The sequence below is a fragment of the Flavobacterium microcysteis genome, assembly GCF_006385255.1.
In the GTDB taxonomy this organism is placed as follows: domain Bacteria; phylum Bacteroidota; class Bacteroidia; order Flavobacteriales; family Flavobacteriaceae; genus Flavobacterium; species Flavobacterium microcysteis.
This window is the reverse complement of sequence record NZ_VFJE01000055.1, coordinates 65,711-83,186: the sequence shown is the minus strand read 5'-3', so window position 1 is coordinate 83,186 and position 17,476 is coordinate 65,711. Positions and strand designations below refer to the sequence as shown.

The following is a 17,476-nucleotide window of genomic DNA, read 5'->3' as shown; positions in this document are numbered from 1 at the left end:
GCTATTTTTTTGATAGTTTATTCTTTATTCCCTCGGGAAACATAATTGCCAAAAGCACAAAAATAAGCAGGAAGTTAAATTCCATACCATTTCTTCCGCCGCCAACAACAAACCAACCTTCCGGATAATGAACCATAATAATTCCCATAATCAAAATTAAAATGGTAACGATTGATGCAATCTTGACATATTTATTCAACAAAAGCAATACCGCCGCTACTACATGGGATAGTTTAATCAGCCAGGCAAGCAAAATTCCATAAGGTGCAAACCCAACCGTATCCAGATAAAAGGTTCCAAACTCATGAATCCCGTTATTGAACATTCCCGGCACGCTATGCATGATTAGGATTATGGCAACTGCAAAACGAAGAATAAAAGTCCTATCCATAGAAATAAATTAATTTAAAATTTGTTCCATTTCCTGCTGTATCTTGATTGCTTCTTCTCTTGCCTTTTCTGCAAAATCCTGCTGTTGTGAAGCATATATGATTCCTCTTGATGAATTAATCAGCAATCCAACATTTTCAGACATTCCATATTTGCAAACTTCGGAAAGACTACCTCCTTGGGCACCCACACCCGGAACCAGCAAAAAACTCGTAGGGATTATTTTTCGTATTTCAGTAAAATATTCTGCTTTGGTAGCTCCTACAACATACATCAGATTTTCGGAATTTTTCCACTGTTTTGATGTTTCAATAACCTGTTTGTAAAGCTCTTTCCCATCAACTGATTTTGTTTGGAAATCGAAAGCGCCTTCATTGGAAGTCAATGCCAAAAGTATCGTGAATTTATCTTTTACAGCCAAAAAAGGTTCAACAGAATCTTTCCCCATATAAGGTGCGACCGTTACTGAATCAAAAGCCAGGTCTTCTAAAAAAGCCTTGGCATACATAGAAGAAGTATTTCCAATATCACCCCGTTTAGCATCTGCAATTGTAAAAATTTCAGGATGCTTCTCGTTGATGTAACGAATTGTTTTTTCGAGTGAAATCCAGCCTTTGATTCCATAGGCTTCATAAAAAGCCGTGTTAGGCTTATAGGCTACGGCTAGATCATGAGTAGCATCGATAATGGCTTTGTTGAATTCAAAAATCGGGTCTTCCGTATCAAGAAGATGCGATGGAATCTTATTCAGATCGACATCCAATCCGATACAAAGGAAGGATTTTTTTTGGCGAATTTGTTCGGTGAGTTGTTGTGTTGTCATGGTGTTGTGTAGTTAGTCTTATAAAAAAAGCCCCAATAATGAGGCTTGTTTATCTTTAGAATACTTCGCTGGCTTCTTTTAGTTTTTCAGTATTGCTGACTAGTTGAAGCTCGTCAACAATCTTATGGATATCTCCGTTCATGATGTTTCCTAAATCGTATAACGTCAATCCAATTCTGTGATCAGTTACACGGCCTTGAGCATAGTTATATGTACGGATTTTTGCAGAACGGTCACCAGAACTTACCTGAGAGCTACGCTTTTGAGCATCTTCTTCCTGTTTTTTAGCCAATTCCTGTTCATACAAACGAGAACGTAAAACGGTAAATGCTTTATCCTTATTCTTATGTTGTGATTTTTCGTCCTGACATTGTGCTACTAATCCAGTTGGAATGTGCGTCAAACGAACAGCAGACTTAGTCGTGTTTACCGACTGTCCTCCAGGTCCTGATGAACAGAAAAAGTCGATACGCACATCGTTCATGTCAATCTGTACATCAAATTCTTCCGCTTCCGGCAAAACCATTACTGTTGCTGCTGATGTATGCACACGGCCTTGGGTTTCAGTCTGAGGCACACGCTGTACACGGTGTACTCCCGCTTCAAATTTTAAAGTTCCGTAAACATCGTCACCTGTAACTTCAAAAATAACTTCCTTGAAACCTCCAGAAGTTCCTTCGTTCATATCTACAACTGAAGTTCTCCAGCCTTTGCTTTCGCAATATTTTGTATACATTCTGAACAAGTCTCCTGCAAAAATACTGGCTTCATCCCCACCCGTTCCGGCACGGATCTCAACCATTACGTTTTTCGCATCTTCCGGATCTTTAGGGATCAACAAGAACTTGATTTCTTCTTCTAATTCTGGCAATCTTTGCTTGGCTTCATCCAACTGCATTTTTGCCATTTCAGTCATTTCTGGGTCGCTACCGTCAGCAATAATTTCATTTGCTTCATCGATATTGCCCATTATATTCACATACTCGTCACGCTTTTCTACAAGCGCTTTCATGTCTTTATATTCTTTGTTCAATTGAATATAGCGCTTCTGGTCGGCAATGACATCTGGCTGGATGATCAAATCCGAAATCTCGTCAAAACGCTGTTTTACAATCTGCAATCTATCTAACATCTTTTCTTCCTTATCTAATTGGAGTGCAAATTTACAAAAAAATTGTTTATCTTCCATGAGGCTTCGGGTTGAGTTTTTTTACTTACTTTAGTCCATAAAAAATCTCGCTATGGAAAATTTCGACTGGACAAAATTCACCAGAAAAATTGCAGTAAAGGCTAGCCTTTCAACTCTTTACAACGCATGGACCACTTCTTCAGAAATTGAGAAATGGTTTTTAAGCAACGCTTCTTTTTTTAATAAAGAAGGTAAAAAAATCAATTCTGACCAAGCTGTTGAAAAAGATTTTTCTTACGATTGGAAATGGTTTTTATATGACGATGCCGAAACAGGAAAAATTACGGAAGCTAACGGTACTGATTTTCTTCAATTTACTTTTGCAGGAAACTGCCTTGTAGACATCAAACTTACACAAGAAGACGGTTATGTGTTGGTTGAGCTTACACAAAAAAACATTCCGACCGATGAAAATTCAAAAAGAGATATCCGTTTGGGATGCCACACAGGTTGGAGTTTCTATTTGATTAATCTGAAATCAGTGTATGAAGGCGGATTGGATTTAAGAAACAAGGATGAAAATACATTCCCGATGATAAATAATTAGGATGGATTATCGCATTTTTTCACCAAATGAAAAGCTTTCAAAATACATTCGCTGTTATTGGAGCTTAGACAATCTGGACGATTCAGAACCGCATTCAAGGGAGCGCATTTTCCCCGATGGCTGTATCGAACTGATTTTCAATCATGGTGATTTATTCGTAACCTATACTAAAAATGGGGCCGAAGAACAGCCAAAAAACTTTATTCACGGACAGTTAAAAAAGTTTATTGAAGTACAAGGAATGGGCAAAGTCGGCATTTTCAGCATTCGGTTTCAGCCAGCCGGACTACAGCCTTTTATTGATTTTCCGGTGAGTGACCTGACCGGTATTTTTATGGAAATTTCAAATATCTGGAAAGACAGTAGTTCATTGGAAGAAAAAATGAACCGCTGCCAGAATAATAAAGAACGTGTTGAAGTTATTGAAGCTTTTCTTGAAAGCAGACTCAAAAATGTTCCCGATAATGCCGTAATCGAACGCTGTGTTGATGAAATCATCCAATCAGACGGAATGATTGCTATAGAAAAACTCACTGCTGAACTAAAAATAGGACAGCGTCATTTGGAGCGAAAATTCCTTTCAAACGTCGGATTGAGCCTAAAATTATTTTCAAGAATCATACGGTTCAATAATGCGTTACAGCTTATTGAAAATAAAGATTTTAGAAGTTTTACTACTGTTGCACATGATGTTGGCTTCTACGACCAGGCACATTTCATAAAAGATTTCAAATATTTTACAGGCTTAAATCCGAAAAAATATTTTTCTGAAAACCTTGAAATGGCAAAATATTTCAATCTGGAGTAGTTAAGTCGTTTTTTTACAATTTTTATAAATCATTATTATCTCATATTTGCTTTCAATAAACTAAATCAATCATTATGAAAAAAACTATCTATGTACTAGCCGTTTTGGCAGCCATCGGGATTACTTCCTGCAAAGAAGCCCATGACGCCAAACTTCCTCCTGTTGAAGCAGCACCAAAAACCTATGCCGAAATCAAAAAAGCCGATTGGTTTTTGGGTCGTTGGGAAAACAATACCAAAGAAGGTAATCTATCTGAAATATGGACAAAAGAAAATGACTCTGTTTTTCACGGAGAAACGTATTTTGTCGTTGGCAAAGACACCGTTTTTTCTGAAAGTGTAAAATTAGGACAGAAAGAAAACCAACTGATTTATGAAGTCTCCGTAAAAGGACAAAATGATGAAAAACCTGTGGAATTTGCGCTGACAGCTTCTTCTGACAAACAGCTTATTTTCGAAAATCCGAAACATGATTATCCGAACAAGATTACCTACAACCAAATCACAAAAGACAGTATCGTAGCTGAAATTTCTGGAATGAAAGACGGAAAATCGAAATCGGAACAATTCGCAATGAAAAAAGTTCAGTAAGTTTGTTAACGAACAAAAACAATAAAACAATCTAAAAATGGCACAAGTAAATCCTTATCTTACTTTTAATGGGGACTGCGAAGCAGCATTCCAATTTTACAAATCCGTATTTGGCGGAGAATTTACATTCATCGGAAAGTTTAAAGACATGCCTTCTGAACATCCACTTCCAGCTGGAACAGAAGATTTGATTATGCACGTTTCGTTGCCAATCAGCAAAGAAACAATACTTATGGGAAGTGATACAAGCGAGGCTTTTGGACAGCAGCCAGCTATTAAAGGAACTAATTTTTCAGTTTCTATCAATACGGACAGCGAAGCGGAAGCTCAAAAGCTTTTCGACGGCCTTTCTAATGGCGGACAAGTAACCATGCCTATGGAAAAAACCTTTTGGGGTGCATTCTTTGGTATGTTCATCGACAAATTTGGCATCCTTTGGATGGTAAATTATGATTATGAGCAGAAATAAAAAATCATAGGCCCCGCTAAGCGGGGCTTTTTTTTGCCTATTGCTTAGAAAAAAGTGAAGTATATTTGCAGCATCTTTTAAAAACAACATGAAGCAACAAAAAATAAGAGGCCTGCACCGTGACTTAGGCTATTTCTACATCGGATTGATTATCTCTTTTGCCTTTTCTGGAATATTGATGAACCACAGAGACAGCTGGCATCCTGAAAAATATACTGTCGAAACCAAAGCTGTAACTGTAAAACTTCCTGCCGAAGAATTAATCAGTGAAAAATATGCAGAATCGCTGGGTAAAGAACTTGGAATTGACGACAAGATCAGACGCCATTCCGTAAAAAAAGGAACATTCAAGATTTCTTTTGAAAACCACGATGTGGAAATCGATATGGAAACCGGAAAAGGAGAAGTAGTTGCTTTCAAAAAAACACCTATCATCAGTCATGCTATGAAATTGCATAAAAACACTTCGGAATGGTGGATTTACTATTCTGATATTTTTGGTATTTCATTAATCGTAATTGCCGTTACAGGAGCCTTGATGATACCTTATGGAAAATTCACTTTTAAGAAAAGAGGTTTGAAACTTGCCGTAGCCGGCGTAGTGTTTCCGCTACTGTTTCTCTTCTTATTGAGCTAAAATAAAAAAACCTCGTTTAGTGCTAAACGAGGTTTTTTTTATTTTTTAGTGAAGAATTAGTTTGAATTTTCTTCTGTCACTTCTTCTTTAACCTTTTGAACCGGAGCTTCTTTTGAAACCAATCCTTTTGCCTGAAGCATATTGTACCAGTTCAAAACTTTTTTAATATCCGACGGATATACTCTGTCCTGATCGTAATCTGGTAAAACTTCCAGGAAATAAGCAGCCAATTTAGCATTATCTTCTTTATGTGATAAAGCTGGGCCGTTATCTTCTTTTACAGCGATAGCTCTCATTACCTCAACTAACGGTTTCTCCTGATCATACGTATAAATAGAAATTTCTGAAAGCAGGCTCACATTGCTTCTCAAACCAACAGTAATTTTCTTTCCGTCAAGTAATGATTCAGCGACAAAACCAGTACGGGTTTGTAATTTTAATGCGTAAAGTCCCGGCTTGCCAGAAATGGCTAATATTTTATCTAAATTCATTTTAAATATATTTTATAATTGAAATTAATTTGTGTTCTCCTTATCTGCCTTTTTTGGCAATAAACTTCATTTTATAATCCGGTCTGGTTTTTCCATCCATAATATTTTGAAGTTTTTTCTTTATTAACTGTTTTTTCAATGAAGATATTTTATCCGTGAACAGAATTCCTTCAATATGGTCATATTCATGTTGAATTACTCTGGCAATCAATCCGTCAAATTCTTCTGTCTTCTTATTGAAATCTTCATCATAATATTCAATCGTGATTCTTTCATTTCTATAAACATCTTCACGAACTTCAGGTATACTCAGGCAACCTTCGTTAAAACCCCATTCCTCACCTTCTTCTTTAAGCATTTTTGGATTGATGAAAGCACGCTTAAAGTTTTTCAGTTTTTCACGTTCCTCCTCACTTAAATCTTCATCGTCACCAAACGGTTCCGTATCAATAACAAACATACGAAGGCTAAGTCCTACTTGAGGCGCTGCAAGACCTAGTCCATAGGCATTATACATCGTCTCATACATATCTGCAATAGTTTGCTTCAGGTTTGGATAATCCTGCGGCACTTCCTCACCTACTTTTCTTAAAACCGGATCGCCATATCCTATAATTGGTAAAATCATTTCTTTCGTATTGAATTATAAAGAATTAGCAGAGTCTCTGCAAAATCAGTGGGCAAAAATAGTAAAAAAAGATCACAGATAGTAATCTTTTAATAACATCAAAAGCGTTAAATCTTTATTTTTTTAATTCCGAAAATGTTTATCAATTCCTATCTTTGCTAGTAACCGCTTCACGATGATTCAGAAAGTCCGAAATTTTACCGACAGCACCAATTTTTCCAATGCACTAAAAGTGACTTTGGCATCTGCTATTCCGGTTCTTTTGTTCTCATATACAGGCAATTTTCAGATTGGTTTTAACATCGCATTAGGTGCTTTTTTGACCTATCCGAGCGATATTCCCAGCAATAGAAAACACCGTATAAATGGTATTTTAGTAGCTGCTCTGATTGTAGCCGGGAACAATCTGGTCGTTAATTTGCTCTATCCGCAGCCTTGGATATTGTATCCTGCTATGGCGGCCATGATTTTCTTTTTTTCCATGATTTCGGTTTATGGTCAACGGGCAACACAGGTTTCGTTTTCCGCACTGTTGTCTATCTGTCTGGCTTTTGGCCACATACACGAAGGTTGGGAAATGCTCCAATATTCAGGACTGATGCTTGTTGGAGGTCTGTTTTACCTTCTCATCTCTCTGACATTTAATTATATCCGACCGCACCGATATATTGAACTACAGGTTGCAGAATGTTTGCGGCTTACTTCAAAATACATGAAACTGCGTGGGGACTTATGGAAAATTGATTCGCCTCGTGAAAAAATTATTGAAAAACAGCTCTATCTTCAGGTAGAACTGAATACTATCCATGAAAATCTTAGGGAAATTTTAATCCGGAATCGAACCCATTCCAATGGTACTTCAGACCAGACTAGAAAGCTGACCTTGGTTTTTATTTCCTTATTGGAAATCCTGGAATTGGCATTGTCAACTTCTTTCGACCATAGTAAGCTTCATCAAAAATTTGCCGACCATCCAAAAGTACTGGCGACATATCAAAACCTGGCTTATAATCTGGCTTCTACATTGAAAGCTATTTTCAAGAGTTTGGAAAACCACAAAAAATACGTTCCAAAGCATTCGTTGCTAAAAGATCTTGAAGCGTTGGAGAATGTTATTTTAGCTTACGAACAGGAGCTTGGAAAGGAAAAAGCATCTGAAGGTGTCTGGATGCTTTCCAATATGTTGCATTATGCGGAAAAGCAGATTGAAAAGATCAAAATTGTTGAGCGTGCCTTCATGCCTAACTTCAATAGCAACGATTACAGAGGAAGAGACAAGAACCTGGACAAATTAATGACTCCTCAATATTATCCATGGAGCACATTTCGAGAAAACCTGAGTTTTTCGTCAACCATATTCCGTCATTCATTGCGATTGACAGCCACGATTATGATTGCATTTTTGTTGGGAAGTCTTTTTCCTTTCCAGAATGTATATTGGATTCTGTTGACGATAGTGGTTATCATGCGACCTGGTTACGGATTGACCAAGGAGCGTTCTTTCCATAGAATTATAGGAACTGTAGCTGGCGGATTGATTGCTTTTGCCATATTGCTCGTTGTTCATAATCACATCATCATTGGTGCCCTGGCTATTACCTCCATGATTTTAGGTTTTACCTTTACTTCCATAAATTACAAAGTAGGCGCTACTTTCGTAACCATTTATGTAGTTTTTGTTTATGGAATCATTACGCCTAATATTAATGATGTAATCCAATACCGTATTCTGGATACTGTTGTGGGTGCCGGACTTGCCTTTTTAGCAAATTATTTCTTCTGGCCATCATGGGAATTCATGAGTCAGCCGATTTATATCAAAAAATCCATAGAAGCCAACCGCGATTACCTTAACGAGATTTCTCTTTTTTATAACAACAAAGGAGAAGTAACGACATCCTATCGAATTGCTCGAAAAAATGCTTTTATTGAAGTCGGAAACCTGATGGCTTCTTTTCAGCGTATGAGTCAGGAGCCTAAATCCAAACAGAAACAAGTACAACAGGTTTATAAACTTGCCGTTTTGAACCACACATTGCTTTCTTCATTGGCTTCTTTAGGAACGTACATACAGACTCATAAAACAAGTAAAGCTTCGGAGGCTTTTAATGTGGTGGTTCAGACTGTAACCAAAAACCTGAATTACGCCATCACTTTTGCAGACTTAGAACTTTCTGGTACGTTAGCCCAGTCCGAACCCAATGAAGATCTGGCTATGCGTTTCACAGAATTAAAAAATATGCGTGCTAAAGAATTGAAAGAAGCACATCTTTCTGAAGATGACGAATACCAACTCAAAATGCAGGAAGCTCAATTAGTTATCGAACAACTGGTATGGCTGACAAATCTTTCGGAAAGTATTGTAAAAGCAGCAAAATTGCTGAATCAGACCAAATAAAAAGCCCGAAATCAACAGATTTCAGGCTTTTATATATTTCATTATTACTCTTTTATAGCGTATCTAATTTTAAGACTTTCGCAGAGTGCTCTCTAACTTCATGAAGTAAAGTTTCATTATCGTTTAATGAAATTCCATAAGATGGAACCATTTCCTTTAATTTTTCTCGCCATGCTGTTGACTTTTCATGTTCAGAAAAACATCTTTGAATCAAGTCAAGCATAATTGAAACGGCTGTTGAAGCTCCTGGTGATGCCCCTAATAAAACAGCCAACGAGCCATCGCCTGCTGTCACGACTTCTGTTCCAAATTCCAATACTCCTCCTCCATTCTCGCCTTTTTTGATAACTTGAACTCGCTGTCCGGCAGTTTCTAAAACCCAGTCTTCCATCTTTGCATCAGGAAGATATTCTTTTAGTGCTTCAAGCCTGTCTTCCGGAGACTGACGCACCTGATCAATCAGGTATTTTGTCAATGGTAGGTTATGAAATCCGGCTGAAAGCATCGGAATCAGGTTATTCGGTTTTATAGAAAGTGGCAAATCCAAATACGAACCGTTTTTCAAAAACTTAGTTGAAAACCCGGCATAAGGCCCAAACAATAAGGCTTTTTTACCATCAATCATTCGTGAATCAATATGTGGCACCGACATTGGCGGAGCGCCTACAGAGGCCTTGCCATATACTTTGGCATTATGCTTTGCGATTATATCTTCATTGACGCATTTCAACCATTGTCCGCTAACCGGAAAACCGCCAAAACCGTCACCTTCCGGAATACCTGCTTTTTCCAACAATGGCAATGAACCGCCACCGGCTCCGATAAAAACAAATCGTGTAGAACTTTTAGATTTATCTCCTGTTTCTAAATCTTTGACTTTTATCAGCCATCTGCCATCTTCTCCCTTTTTCAGGCTTTTCACTTCATGGTGAAATTTCATGCTTACACCATCTAAGATTTTAAGATAATTAAAAATGTTTCGTGTCAGTTCACCAAAATTCACATCCGTTCCAATTTTCATGAAAGTAGCGGCTATCAAAGATTTCGGACTCCTGCCTTCCATTACTAATGGCATCCAAGAACGTATTTTATCTTTGTCTTCAGAATACTCCATACCTTTGAAAAGCCCGAATTGTTGAAGTGCATCGTATCTTTTTTTCAAGAAATCCACATTTTCTTCGCCCCAAACAAAACTCATGTGTGGAATGCTCTTGATAAAATTTTCAGGATTGGAAATCAGTTTTTTCTCAATCAGATACGCCCAAAATTGTTTTGAGACCTCAAAAGATTCGGCAATTTTTACCGCCTTCTTAGTATCAATTTCTCCATTTGGAAGTTCTGGAGTATAGTTCAGCTCACAAAATGCAGAGTGTCCCGTTCCAGCATTATTCCATGCATCAGAACTTTCGGCTGCTGCCATATCGAGCCTTTCATAAATTTCAATTTTAATACTGGGATTCAGTTCTTTAAGCAAAAGACCTAAAGTGGCGCTCATGATTCCTGCGCCGATTAGAACCACATCCGTTTCAGTTTGTAAAGTTGTAGTTGCCATCACAAAAATTTTGTCGTGCAAAGATACTTTGAAAGAAGCAAAAAACTTTGTTATTTATATCAATTTTAAATTGCAAAAAGTTTTTTTGACAAAATAAAAATAAAACTTAGAAATTTTTTCTGGATAAGTAATCCTGAAGCATTATTGTTGCCGAAATCTCATCAATCAGCGCTTTATTTTGACGTTGTTTCTTTTTCAACCCACTATCAATCATGGTCTGGAATGCCATTTTTGATGTAAAACGTTCATCAACCCTCTCAAATGGCAGGTCTGGAAAATTATTTTTAAATTTTTCCACAAAAGCTTCGATCAGTTTTGCACTTTCAGATGGCGTATAATCCATCTGTTTGGGCTCACCAATCAAAACTCTTTCTACTTTCTCTTTTGCAAAATAATCTTTAAGAAAAGTAATAGCTGTTTCTGAGGGAATTGTCGTGAGTCCCGATGCAATAATCTGCATCTCGTCTGTAACGGCAATTCCGGTTCGTTTTAATCCGTAGTCTATAGCTAGTATTCTTGGCATTTTTTTATTTATTTTTTTTATTCTCTAAGATTATTTTACTAAGCCTGTCTAATTCCCCATTCATATTAAAACACCTTGTATTAGCATCTTTATTTGAAATACTGTACAATTGACATTCAAAACAAATTTTTGCTATCCCAATTTCTTCTTTATTCTTTTTAAAAATAAAGATGTCCCTATATGTTGGCGCACAAGCATATTCCCATATATTATCACACTTTTTCTCTGAGAAAACCCAGTTTAATTCTTTATTGTACTTAGGATTTATTTTATATTCTTCTTTATCAGCAAACTCCAAGGCTTCTTTAAACCCTTTTTTTTCTTCCTGGGTTACAGGGCAAGGATAACGCAATAACATAAACAGAAGTCTTTTTTTTGTAGGTACAGTATCTGCTACTTCAGAGTCATAATAATCGTTTGAAGGATCCTGAATCTGATAATGTACAACTTCATCAAAATCAAAAAAGGGCTTGTTTTGGGTTATTTTTTTATTAATATTTTTTTGATACTCAGATAAAGTCTTCTTTTCCTGTTTATTACAAGAAATTGTCAAAAACACCAATAACAACGGAATCAATATTTTCATAAATCAAAAATTAGATTGTCCAAAATTACATTTTTAATTTTCCTAATCTCAAAAGCATCGGAAAAACGACCGTTTTATTACCTGCTTCCCATGAAAGTTCTAATTCTTTACGGATCAAATCGATTGGATTTTCGTTGTTATGCGCTTTGTAATGTTCTACTGCCGACCATGTTTCCAGATAACCTACAAGCTGCTCGAAAGTCCATGTAAATTTATTCTGGAAATGGAGCGTTTCCAATTCCTTAAACGGAAAAGGAATCGTTTCGTAATTTTCATCCAGGTATTTTCGTTCAGTATCCCAAAATGGACCTACGATATTATAATAAAAATCAGAGAGTATCTTATCTGATTCAGGATTGGTTTTGAAAAGTCCATAACCAATTATTGCAAAGATTCCGTCGGGTTTTAGTATGCGATACACTTCAGCATAAAATTGGTCAAAATCAAACCAATGGATCGCTTGGGCTACAGTGATTAGATCAAATTGTTTGTCATGGAAATCGGTTTTTTCAGCAGGAAGTTTTTTATAAATCACATTTAGCTGCCGTTTCGCATGGAGCAATTGATTTTCACTTATATCTGTTGCATATACCGTTTCAAAATATTCGGATAGCAATTGGGCAACTTGTCCATTACCTGTCGCAACATCCAAGGCCATTTCTCTCGATTCTGTAAAAGAAACGACATGTTCTATGAGTTCTGGCGGATAAGACGGTCTGAACTTAGAATATCCTGAAGCTTGGTTTGAAAAATTGTCTTTCATGTGAAATAAGGTGTTTTACAAATTTACGTAAAATGGTTATAACCTTTTGCTCAACCCTGCCAGAGTTTTGAACTCGTAACCCTGCCAGAGTTTGAAACTCTGGCAGGGTTGGGGTTGGAAACGAAAAAAACATATCTTTGCTGAAAATCAAATTTTATGAGCACTTTGCAGACAATTATAGAGCAGGCATGGGAAAATAGAGCACTGCTTCAGGAAGAAAAAACAACAACAGCAATCCGTGAAGTTATCGAACTGTTAGACAGCGGAAAATTACGTGTAGCGGAACCAATTGCTGGCGGATGGCAAGTTAACGAATGGGTAAAGAAAGCAGTTGTAATGTACTTCCCTATCCAAAAAATGGAAACTCTTGAAGCTGGAATCTTTGAATACCACGACAAGATGCCTTTAAAAAGAGGCTATGCTGAAAAAGGAATCCGTGTTGTTCCTAATGCTGTGGCTCGCCATGGAGCTTATATTTCAAGCGGTGTAATCTTAATGCCTAGCTATGTCAATATTGGTGCTTATGTAGACGAAGGCACAATGGTGGATACATGGGCTACTGTGGGCAGCTGTGCTCAAATTGGCAAGAATGTACACTTGAGTGGTGGTGTAGGAATTGGTGGTGTTTTAGAACCATTGCAAGCAGCTCCTGTAATCATTGAAGATGGTGCTTTTATTGGTTCAAGATGTATCGTTGTAGAAGGTGTTCGTGTTGAAACAGAAGCTGTTCTTGGTGCGAACGTATGCTTAACGGCGTCTACAAAAATTATAGATGTGACTGGCGACGAACCTGTAGAAATGAAAGGCGTTGTACCTGCACGTTCCGTTGTGATTCCAGGCAGTTACACTAAAAAATTTGCTGCCGGAGAGTTTCAGGTTCCTTGTGCTTTGATTATCGGAAAAAGAAAACCTTCAACAGATTTGAAGACTTCCTTAAACAACGCACTGAGAGAATACGACGTAGCAGTATAATTTAATTAGGAATTAAAAATTAGGAATTAAAAATTAGGAATTACGAATTTTGCCAAGCAGATCACCCTCAATTCCTAATTCCTAATTTGTAATTCGTAATTCGTAATTCATACGATTTTCATGAAAAAGATACTTGTAATCCAGCAGAAAATGATTGGCGATGTTTTGGCCAGTTCTATTCTTTGCAACAATTTAAAGGCTATATATCCTGATGCGCAGATTGATTATCTGATCTACCCTTTTACAAAGCCGGTAGTAGAAAACAATCCAAACATTGATCATTTGGTACTTTTCAAGGATGAATTTCGCAAAAGCAAAAAAACGCTGCTTCGTTTTCTGGTTTCTATCCGAAAAGCAAAATATGATATTGTTATTGATGCCTATGGAAAGCTCGAAAGTAATCTTGTTGTGGGAATGTCTGGTGCGAAAAAGAAAATAGGATTTCACAAGTCGTATACCAACTTTTTATATACTGATACATTTAAAGAGCTTTCTAAACCAAAAACTTCAGCCGGACTGGCTATTGAAAATAGGATGTTACTGTTACAGCCATTTTCTTCTGGAGTTTCGCTTGACAATAGACCAAAAATCTTTTTGACAGAAGAAGAAGTCAAAAATGGAAAAGATATTTTAGTCCGAAACAATATAGATTTCTCAAACAAAATCTATATGATAGGCGTATTAGGAAGCGGTCATAATAAAACCTATCCTTTCCCTTATATGGCAAAGCTACTGGACGCCATAGTAGCCAAAACAAATGCTACACTCCTATTCAATTATATGCCTTCACAATCTGAAGAAGCCAAAAAAATATTTGGATTGTGTCTGCCGGAAACTCAAAAAAACATTAAGATTGATATAATCCCCGGAAGTATTCGGGAATTCTTGTCAATAACCCATCATTGTAACGCTCTGATTGGCAATGAAGGCGGTGCCGTAAATATGGCAAAAGCCTTATTCAGACCAACATTCACTATATTTTCTACCTGGATAAAAAAGGAAGCATGGAATGCTTTTGAAGACGGGATTCATCATACTTCAGTACATCTCAAAGATTTCAAGCCGGAATTGTATGGTGAAAAATCGGCAAAAGAAATGAAAAATCAGGCCTTGAAATTGTACGAGTCTTTTACACCGGAACTTATCCTTCCGGAACTTAATAACTATTTAGAGAAAAACTAATTGGAATCTATTCCGATTGGCGTCTTGATGACTTTATTTTTTCGGGTGTTTTCACGAATGGCAAAATTCTTTTTCCAGGTCGCTTCGTTTACATAGCCTCTTGCATGGTCCAAATGGACTACAATAGCGCTATAACGAATCTGTTTTGATTTCAGCCCTTTGTTAAAAAGCCTCTCGCCTAGTTCCCTGTCTTGTCCGCCATATTGCATTTCCTGATTAAAACCATTAATGGCAACCAAATCGTCTTTCCAGCCGGAAGCATTATGTCCGTTCCAGGTAGCTTTTGTTGGCGTAATAAAGTTCAGGAATTTTGCCCATCCGCCGGAAGCAGACAGTTTTGTATTTTTAAATGACTTTTTCAAGCCTCTATTGACCAGCCATTTTACATCAAAACAATTTTGATGCAGGATATCGTTTTTTGTAATAGCCTGAGAAATATTCATAGGAAGCATGAAATAACCGCCAGAAAGAAAATAACCTCTTTCACGATAGTGAAGATGCGTTTCTATAAAATCTTTTCTCGGAATACAATCCCCGTCAGTAAAAATAAGATAATCAGTACTAGAAGCAACAATTGCCTTATTGAGTATTTGTGACTTTTGGAAACCGTTGTCTTCCTGCCATACATGAATCAGCGGCATTGAAATTTGTGGTCTTAAAGTATCTAGCAGTTCTTTTGTTTTGGGTTTTGACCCATCATCAGCAATAATAATTTCAAAGTTGAGTTCGGTTTGCACACTAAATCCCCATATGACTTTTTCAAGCCATTCTTCAGAATTATAGGTACTCATTATTACGGATGCTTTCATAATCTACTTTAAATGCGAAAAATTATTTCCAGAAGAACAGTTTTTTCTTGAGACGCTTCTTTCTATAGAATCTGTTTCTGAAAGATTCCGTTTCAACAATCATCATTTTCAAGATCTCTTCATAAGGTTTGCCATAAAGCTTTGCATATTCATCGCTCATCACTTCCACCAATTCTCTTTTTGGCGTAAGCTTGGATAGATTGACAATACGCTGCTTCAATGTCATCGATTTATGAAACTGCATTCTGTTTAGGTCAACCAAAAAGAAATCATATTTTCCCTCGCCATTTTTCTTGATCAGTGTATTTCCAGGGGTATGATCCAAAAATTCAATTCCATTTTCATGCAAGTTAAATGAAAATTGGATAAACTGACGCAAAATAGCCTCATGATCAGGGTAATTCAAATCGGTAGTCAGTTCTCTAAACGTTAAGTCTGCATTCAGCTGTTCGCTGATATAATAACTATCGTAAAGAACATTTTTAAAATTTTCAAAATAAGCAATCGGCTGTGGGGTACCTATTCCTTTTTCCAATAGAATATTGGCAAACTCAAAAGACCGTCTTGCTTTTGAGCGCCTGAAAAATTTATAGGCAACCTGATTTATAAAATTAGGAATTTTGAACGATTTGATATTCAGTGTAATTCCGTCTAATTCAAAGAGCCTAATTTTGTTGCGTTTTCCGTCGACAAACAAAATACCTTTAGCCTCAAAGTTAGCAATACAGTCTTTTATTGCTTCTTTCTGCTGTAAGAATTTTGGATTGTAAACTTCGTGCATTTATGGTTTTCTTATTTTGTTCACAAAAGTAACCATTTTCGATTTTAGAGTTCAAATAATTAATTTAATTTTACAAAAAAATTGCCGAAAGGTTAATTAGCACCTGATAAATGTTTAAACACTATCTAATTACTAGGTTTAATCTAAAAAATCCTGATTGGAACGTTACTAAAAATAACGAAACCTTACTGACAGACGAATGGATGGAAGACCGAATGTGGCTCTTCGAGAGTTTTTGTTTCCCATCTGTAGCTGCACAGACGAATAAGGATTTTAACTGGCTTATATTTTTCGACGTCACAACGCCTGAAAAATATAAACAAGCCATTACAAACCTCATTTCAGGTACACCAAACATCAAAGCTTTTTATATCAATGGGATGCCTGAGTTTTATCCGGCCATCCAGCAATTTATTTCTACAGATTCACAGGATGTTCCTTTTTTGATTACCTCCAGAATCGACAATGACGACTGCATCCACAAAAACTTTATCAACGAAGTACAAAGCAAATTCAAATCTCAGGAATACCAGGCAGTAGATGTTATTGAAGGCTATTCTCTTCAGGTAGAGCCTCGTTATATTTTGGGCAAAAAAGAGCATATTTTCAATCCGTTCATAAGTCTGATTGAAAAAAATGAAAACCCAAAAACCGTATGGTTTAACGATCATACGCTTTGGAAAAAAGAAACCCGTATCACACAGATTACAGACAAACGCCTATGGATGTCAATCATTCATGAGAAAAACAAGGTGAATGAATTTGACGGCTACGACAATGTAAAATGGAGCGATATCAATAAAGATTTTATTGTTTCGGACAAAATGAACAGCCTGATTGAAAAAGAACTTATTCCTTATAAAAGTTGGATGTTTTTGAGCTTAAAAAACCGATTGTATGTAAAACTGGTTCTGTTAAGCAAAAAAATAAAAAAGGCATTGGGTGTTTATAAGATAAAATAAGGTGCTAAGGTGCTAAGGTGCTAAGGTGCTAAGGTAAAATTCGGCTTTGTATATAACAATCACTTTACATCCAAAAATAATTTTTGAATTTTAATCTGAATATAGATACTATTCTTTTATTTTTAAGATTTAGTTTTAATAAAAACACTCTTTAAAAACCCTCCAAATAATTGATTTTCAATTTAATTAAGATTTTCTTAACATATTCTATAGAGACCTTGTTTCTTAAATCTAAAAAAACTTATCTTTGCGAAAAAAATCAAATTTTTATACATTTTGCAAGCGATATTGAGAATTGAAGCAACCAACATTTCAGCAAAAGACAAAAACGATAGGCAAAACAAGATTTACAATTAAAAATGGTAAGACAACTAAT

At 36.4% G+C, this 17,476-nt stretch carries 20 protein-coding genes; 9 read left to right on the top strand and 11 right to left on the bottom strand.

The genetic code is table 11. From position 1 onward, the window contains the following. Position 1: 1 nt before the first annotated feature. Genes FJA49_RS11575 through prfA form a run of 3 tightly spaced genes read right to left on the bottom strand, consistent with a single transcriptional unit; the run spans position 2 to position 2,345 of the window. Complete coding sequence (locus FJA49_RS11575) at positions 2-391, bottom strand: DoxX family protein (protein ID WP_140001080.1); 390 nt, start codon at positions 389-391, stop codon at positions 2-4. Between the two features lie 9 nt (positions 392-400). Continuing rightward, on the bottom strand, positions 401-1,213 hold the full coding sequence (gene pyrF, locus FJA49_RS11570) for an orotidine-5'-phosphate decarboxylase (RefSeq protein ID WP_140001079.1): 813 nt from the start codon (positions 1,211-1,213) through the stop codon (positions 401-403). A gap of 55 nt (positions 1,214-1,268) precedes the next feature. Next, positions 1,269-2,345, bottom strand: a complete 1,077-nt coding sequence (prfA, locus tag FJA49_RS11565) for a peptide chain release factor 1 (protein ID WP_140001500.1) — start codon at positions 2,343-2,345, stop codon at positions 1,269-1,271. A gap of 109 nt (positions 2,346-2,454) precedes the next feature. Between prfA and FJA49_RS11560 the strand changes: the two genes are divergently transcribed. The 5 genes from FJA49_RS11560 to FJA49_RS11540 all read left to right on the top strand — a co-directional run bounded on the left by FJA49_RS11560 (position 2,455) and on the right by FJA49_RS11540 (position 5,453). After that, positions 2,455-2,949: an SRPBCC family protein gene (locus FJA49_RS11560; protein ID WP_140001078.1), complete on the top strand. Its 495-nt coding sequence runs from the start codon at positions 2,455-2,457 to the stop codon at positions 2,947-2,949. Position 2,950: 1 nt separating this feature from the next. Further along, positions 2,951-3,757: an AraC family transcriptional regulator gene (locus FJA49_RS11555; protein WP_140001077.1), complete on the top strand. Its 807-nt coding sequence runs from the start codon at positions 2,951-2,953 to the stop codon at positions 3,755-3,757. A gap of 74 nt (positions 3,758-3,831) precedes the next feature. Next, entirely contained in the window at positions 3,832-4,347 is a 516-nt protein-coding gene (locus FJA49_RS11550; RefSeq protein ID WP_140001076.1) for a DUF6265 family protein, read from the top strand. 37 nt (positions 4,348-4,384) lie between these two features. Continuing rightward, entirely contained in the window at positions 4,385-4,816 is a 432-nt protein-coding gene (locus tag FJA49_RS11545; protein WP_140001075.1) for a VOC family protein, read from the top strand. Positions 4,817-4,904: 88 nt separating this feature from the next. Then, positions 4,905-5,453: a PepSY-associated TM helix domain-containing protein gene (locus tag FJA49_RS11540; protein WP_140001074.1), complete on the top strand. Its 549-nt coding sequence runs from the start codon at positions 4,905-4,907 to the stop codon at positions 5,451-5,453. 56 nt (positions 5,454-5,509) lie between these two features. Here the strand turns inward: FJA49_RS11540 and FJA49_RS11535 are convergent, their stop codons facing one another. Together FJA49_RS11535 and def are read right to left on the bottom strand one after the other, a co-directional pair. Continuing rightward, complete coding sequence (locus FJA49_RS11535) at positions 5,510-5,944, bottom strand: DUF5606 family protein (RefSeq protein ID WP_140001073.1); 435 nt, start codon at positions 5,942-5,944, stop codon at positions 5,510-5,512. A gap of 40 nt (positions 5,945-5,984) precedes the next feature. Then, positions 5,985-6,572, bottom strand: coding sequence for a peptide deformylase (gene def / locus FJA49_RS11530; RefSeq protein WP_140001072.1), 588 nt, complete (start codon positions 6,570-6,572; stop codon positions 5,985-5,987). A gap of 175 nt (positions 6,573-6,747) precedes the next feature. Here def and FJA49_RS11525 point away from each other — a divergent pair, with 175 nt between their 5' ends. Beyond that, the gene (locus tag FJA49_RS11525; RefSeq protein WP_140001071.1) at positions 6,748-8,970 is read left to right on the top strand and encodes an FUSC family protein; all 2,223 of its coding nucleotides are present in this window, start codon (positions 6,748-6,750) and stop codon (positions 8,968-8,970) included. Positions 8,971-9,022: 52 nt separating this feature from the next. On the opposite strand, the gene FJA49_RS11520 is transcribed toward FJA49_RS11525, so the two are convergent. The 4 genes from FJA49_RS11520 to FJA49_RS11505 form a co-directional block, all read right to left on the bottom strand. Beyond that, positions 9,023-10,522, bottom strand: a complete 1,500-nt coding sequence (locus FJA49_RS11520; RefSeq protein ID WP_140001070.1) for a malate:quinone oxidoreductase — start codon at positions 10,520-10,522, stop codon at positions 9,023-9,025. A 106-nt stretch (positions 10,523-10,628) separates the two neighbouring features. Next, positions 10,629-11,045: a Holliday junction resolvase RuvX gene (ruvX, locus tag FJA49_RS11515; RefSeq protein WP_140001069.1), complete on the bottom strand. Its 417-nt coding sequence runs from the start codon at positions 11,043-11,045 to the stop codon at positions 10,629-10,631. A gap of 4 nt (positions 11,046-11,049) precedes the next feature. Further along, positions 11,050-11,631 carry a hypothetical protein gene (locus FJA49_RS11510; protein WP_140001068.1) on the bottom strand — a complete coding sequence of 194 codons (582 nt, stop codon included), beginning with the start codon at positions 11,629-11,631 and terminating at the stop codon, positions 11,050-11,052. A gap of 25 nt (positions 11,632-11,656) precedes the next feature. Next, complete coding sequence (locus tag FJA49_RS11505; RefSeq protein ID WP_140001067.1) at positions 11,657-12,394, bottom strand: class I SAM-dependent methyltransferase; 738 nt, start codon at positions 12,392-12,394, stop codon at positions 11,657-11,659. A 156-nt stretch (positions 12,395-12,550) separates the two neighbouring features. Between FJA49_RS11505 and FJA49_RS11500 the strand changes: the two genes are divergently transcribed. Both FJA49_RS11500 and FJA49_RS11495 read left to right on the top strand, forming a co-directional pair. Then, positions 12,551-13,366, top strand: coding sequence for a 2,3,4,5-tetrahydropyridine-2,6-dicarboxylate N-succinyltransferase (locus FJA49_RS11500; RefSeq protein WP_140001066.1), 816 nt, complete (start codon positions 12,551-12,553; stop codon positions 13,364-13,366). A 120-nt stretch (positions 13,367-13,486) separates the two neighbouring features. Further along, complete coding sequence (locus tag FJA49_RS11495) at positions 13,487-14,548, top strand: glycosyltransferase family 9 protein (RefSeq protein WP_140001065.1); 1,062 nt, start codon at positions 13,487-13,489, stop codon at positions 14,546-14,548. Here FJA49_RS11495 and FJA49_RS11490 read toward each other — a convergent pair. Both FJA49_RS11490 and FJA49_RS11485 read right to left on the bottom strand, forming a co-directional pair. Next, positions 14,545-15,357 carry a glycosyltransferase family 2 protein gene (locus tag FJA49_RS11490; protein WP_140001064.1) on the bottom strand — a complete coding sequence of 271 codons (813 nt, stop codon included), beginning with the start codon at positions 15,355-15,357 and terminating at the stop codon, positions 14,545-14,547. The two genes, FJA49_RS11495 and FJA49_RS11490, sit on opposite strands and share 4 nt — an antisense overlap. A 22-nt stretch (positions 15,358-15,379) precedes the next feature. Next, the gene (locus FJA49_RS11485) at positions 15,380-16,138 is read right to left on the bottom strand and encodes a lipopolysaccharide kinase InaA family protein (RefSeq protein WP_140001063.1); all 759 of its coding nucleotides are present in this window, start codon (positions 16,136-16,138) and stop codon (positions 15,380-15,382) included. A gap of 110 nt (positions 16,139-16,248) precedes the next feature. Here FJA49_RS11485 and FJA49_RS11480 point away from each other — a divergent pair, with 110 nt between their 5' ends. Then, positions 16,249-17,100, top strand: coding sequence for a glycosyltransferase (locus FJA49_RS11480; RefSeq protein ID WP_140001062.1), 852 nt, complete (start codon positions 16,249-16,251; stop codon positions 17,098-17,100). Positions 17,101-17,476: the final 376 nt, after the last annotated feature.

What these genes read in the sequence shown, in the direction of transcription:
- FJA49_RS11560 (WP_140001078.1), top strand. Translation starts at nt 2,455, where the DNA reads ATGGAAAATTTCGACTGGACAAAATTCACCAGAAAAATTGCAGTAAAG.
- FJA49_RS11480 (WP_140001062.1), top strand. Translation starts at nt 16,249, where the DNA reads ATGTTTAAACACTATCTAATTACTAGGTTTAATCTAAAAAATCCTGAT.
- FJA49_RS11545 (WP_140001075.1), top strand. Translation starts at nt 4,385, where the DNA reads ATGGCACAAGTAAATCCTTATCTTACTTTTAATGGGGACTGCGAAGCA.
- prfA (WP_140001500.1), bottom strand. Translation starts at nt 2,345, where the DNA reads ATGTTAGATAGATTGCAGATTGTAAAACAGCGTTTTGACGAGATTTCG.
- pyrF (WP_140001079.1), bottom strand. Translation starts at nt 1,213, where the DNA reads ATGACAACACAACAACTCACCGAACAAATTCGCCAAAAAAAATCCTTC.
- ruvX (WP_140001069.1), bottom strand. Translation starts at nt 11,045, where the DNA reads ATGCCAAGAATACTAGCTATAGACTACGGATTAAAACGAACCGGAATT.
- FJA49_RS11575 (WP_140001080.1), bottom strand. Translation starts at nt 391, where the DNA reads ATGGATAGGACTTTTATTCTTCGTTTTGCAGTTGCCATAATCCTAATC.
- FJA49_RS11520 (WP_140001070.1), bottom strand. Translation starts at nt 10,522, where the DNA reads ATGGCAACTACAACTTTACAAACTGAAACGGATGTGGTTCTAATCGGC.
- FJA49_RS11555 (WP_140001077.1), top strand. Translation starts at nt 2,951, where the DNA reads ATGGATTATCGCATTTTTTCACCAAATGAAAAGCTTTCAAAATACATT.
- FJA49_RS11525 (WP_140001071.1), top strand. Translation starts at nt 6,748, where the DNA reads ATGATTCAGAAAGTCCGAAATTTTACCGACAGCACCAATTTTTCCAAT.
- FJA49_RS11495 (WP_140001065.1), top strand. Translation starts at nt 13,487, where the DNA reads ATGAAAAAGATACTTGTAATCCAGCAGAAAATGATTGGCGATGTTTTG.
- FJA49_RS11510 (WP_140001068.1), bottom strand. Translation starts at nt 11,631, where the DNA reads ATGAAAATATTGATTCCGTTGTTATTGGTGTTTTTGACAATTTCTTGT.
- FJA49_RS11490 (WP_140001064.1), bottom strand. Translation starts at nt 15,357, where the DNA reads ATGAAAGCATCCGTAATAATGAGTACCTATAATTCTGAAGAATGGCTT.
- FJA49_RS11535 (WP_140001073.1), bottom strand. Translation starts at nt 5,944, where the DNA reads ATGAATTTAGATAAAATATTAGCCATTTCTGGCAAGCCGGGACTTTAC.
- def (WP_140001072.1), bottom strand. Translation starts at nt 6,572, where the DNA reads ATGATTTTACCAATTATAGGATATGGCGATCCGGTTTTAAGAAAAGTA.
- FJA49_RS11550 (WP_140001076.1), top strand. Translation starts at nt 3,832, where the DNA reads ATGAAAAAAACTATCTATGTACTAGCCGTTTTGGCAGCCATCGGGATT.
- FJA49_RS11500 (WP_140001066.1), top strand. Translation starts at nt 12,551, where the DNA reads ATGAGCACTTTGCAGACAATTATAGAGCAGGCATGGGAAAATAGAGCA.
- FJA49_RS11540 (WP_140001074.1), top strand. Translation starts at nt 4,905, where the DNA reads ATGAAGCAACAAAAAATAAGAGGCCTGCACCGTGACTTAGGCTATTTC.
- FJA49_RS11485 (WP_140001063.1), bottom strand. Translation starts at nt 16,138, where the DNA reads ATGCACGAAGTTTACAATCCAAAATTCTTACAGCAGAAAGAAGCAATA.
- FJA49_RS11505 (WP_140001067.1), bottom strand. Translation starts at nt 12,394, where the DNA reads ATGAAAGACAATTTTTCAAACCAAGCTTCAGGATATTCTAAGTTCAGA.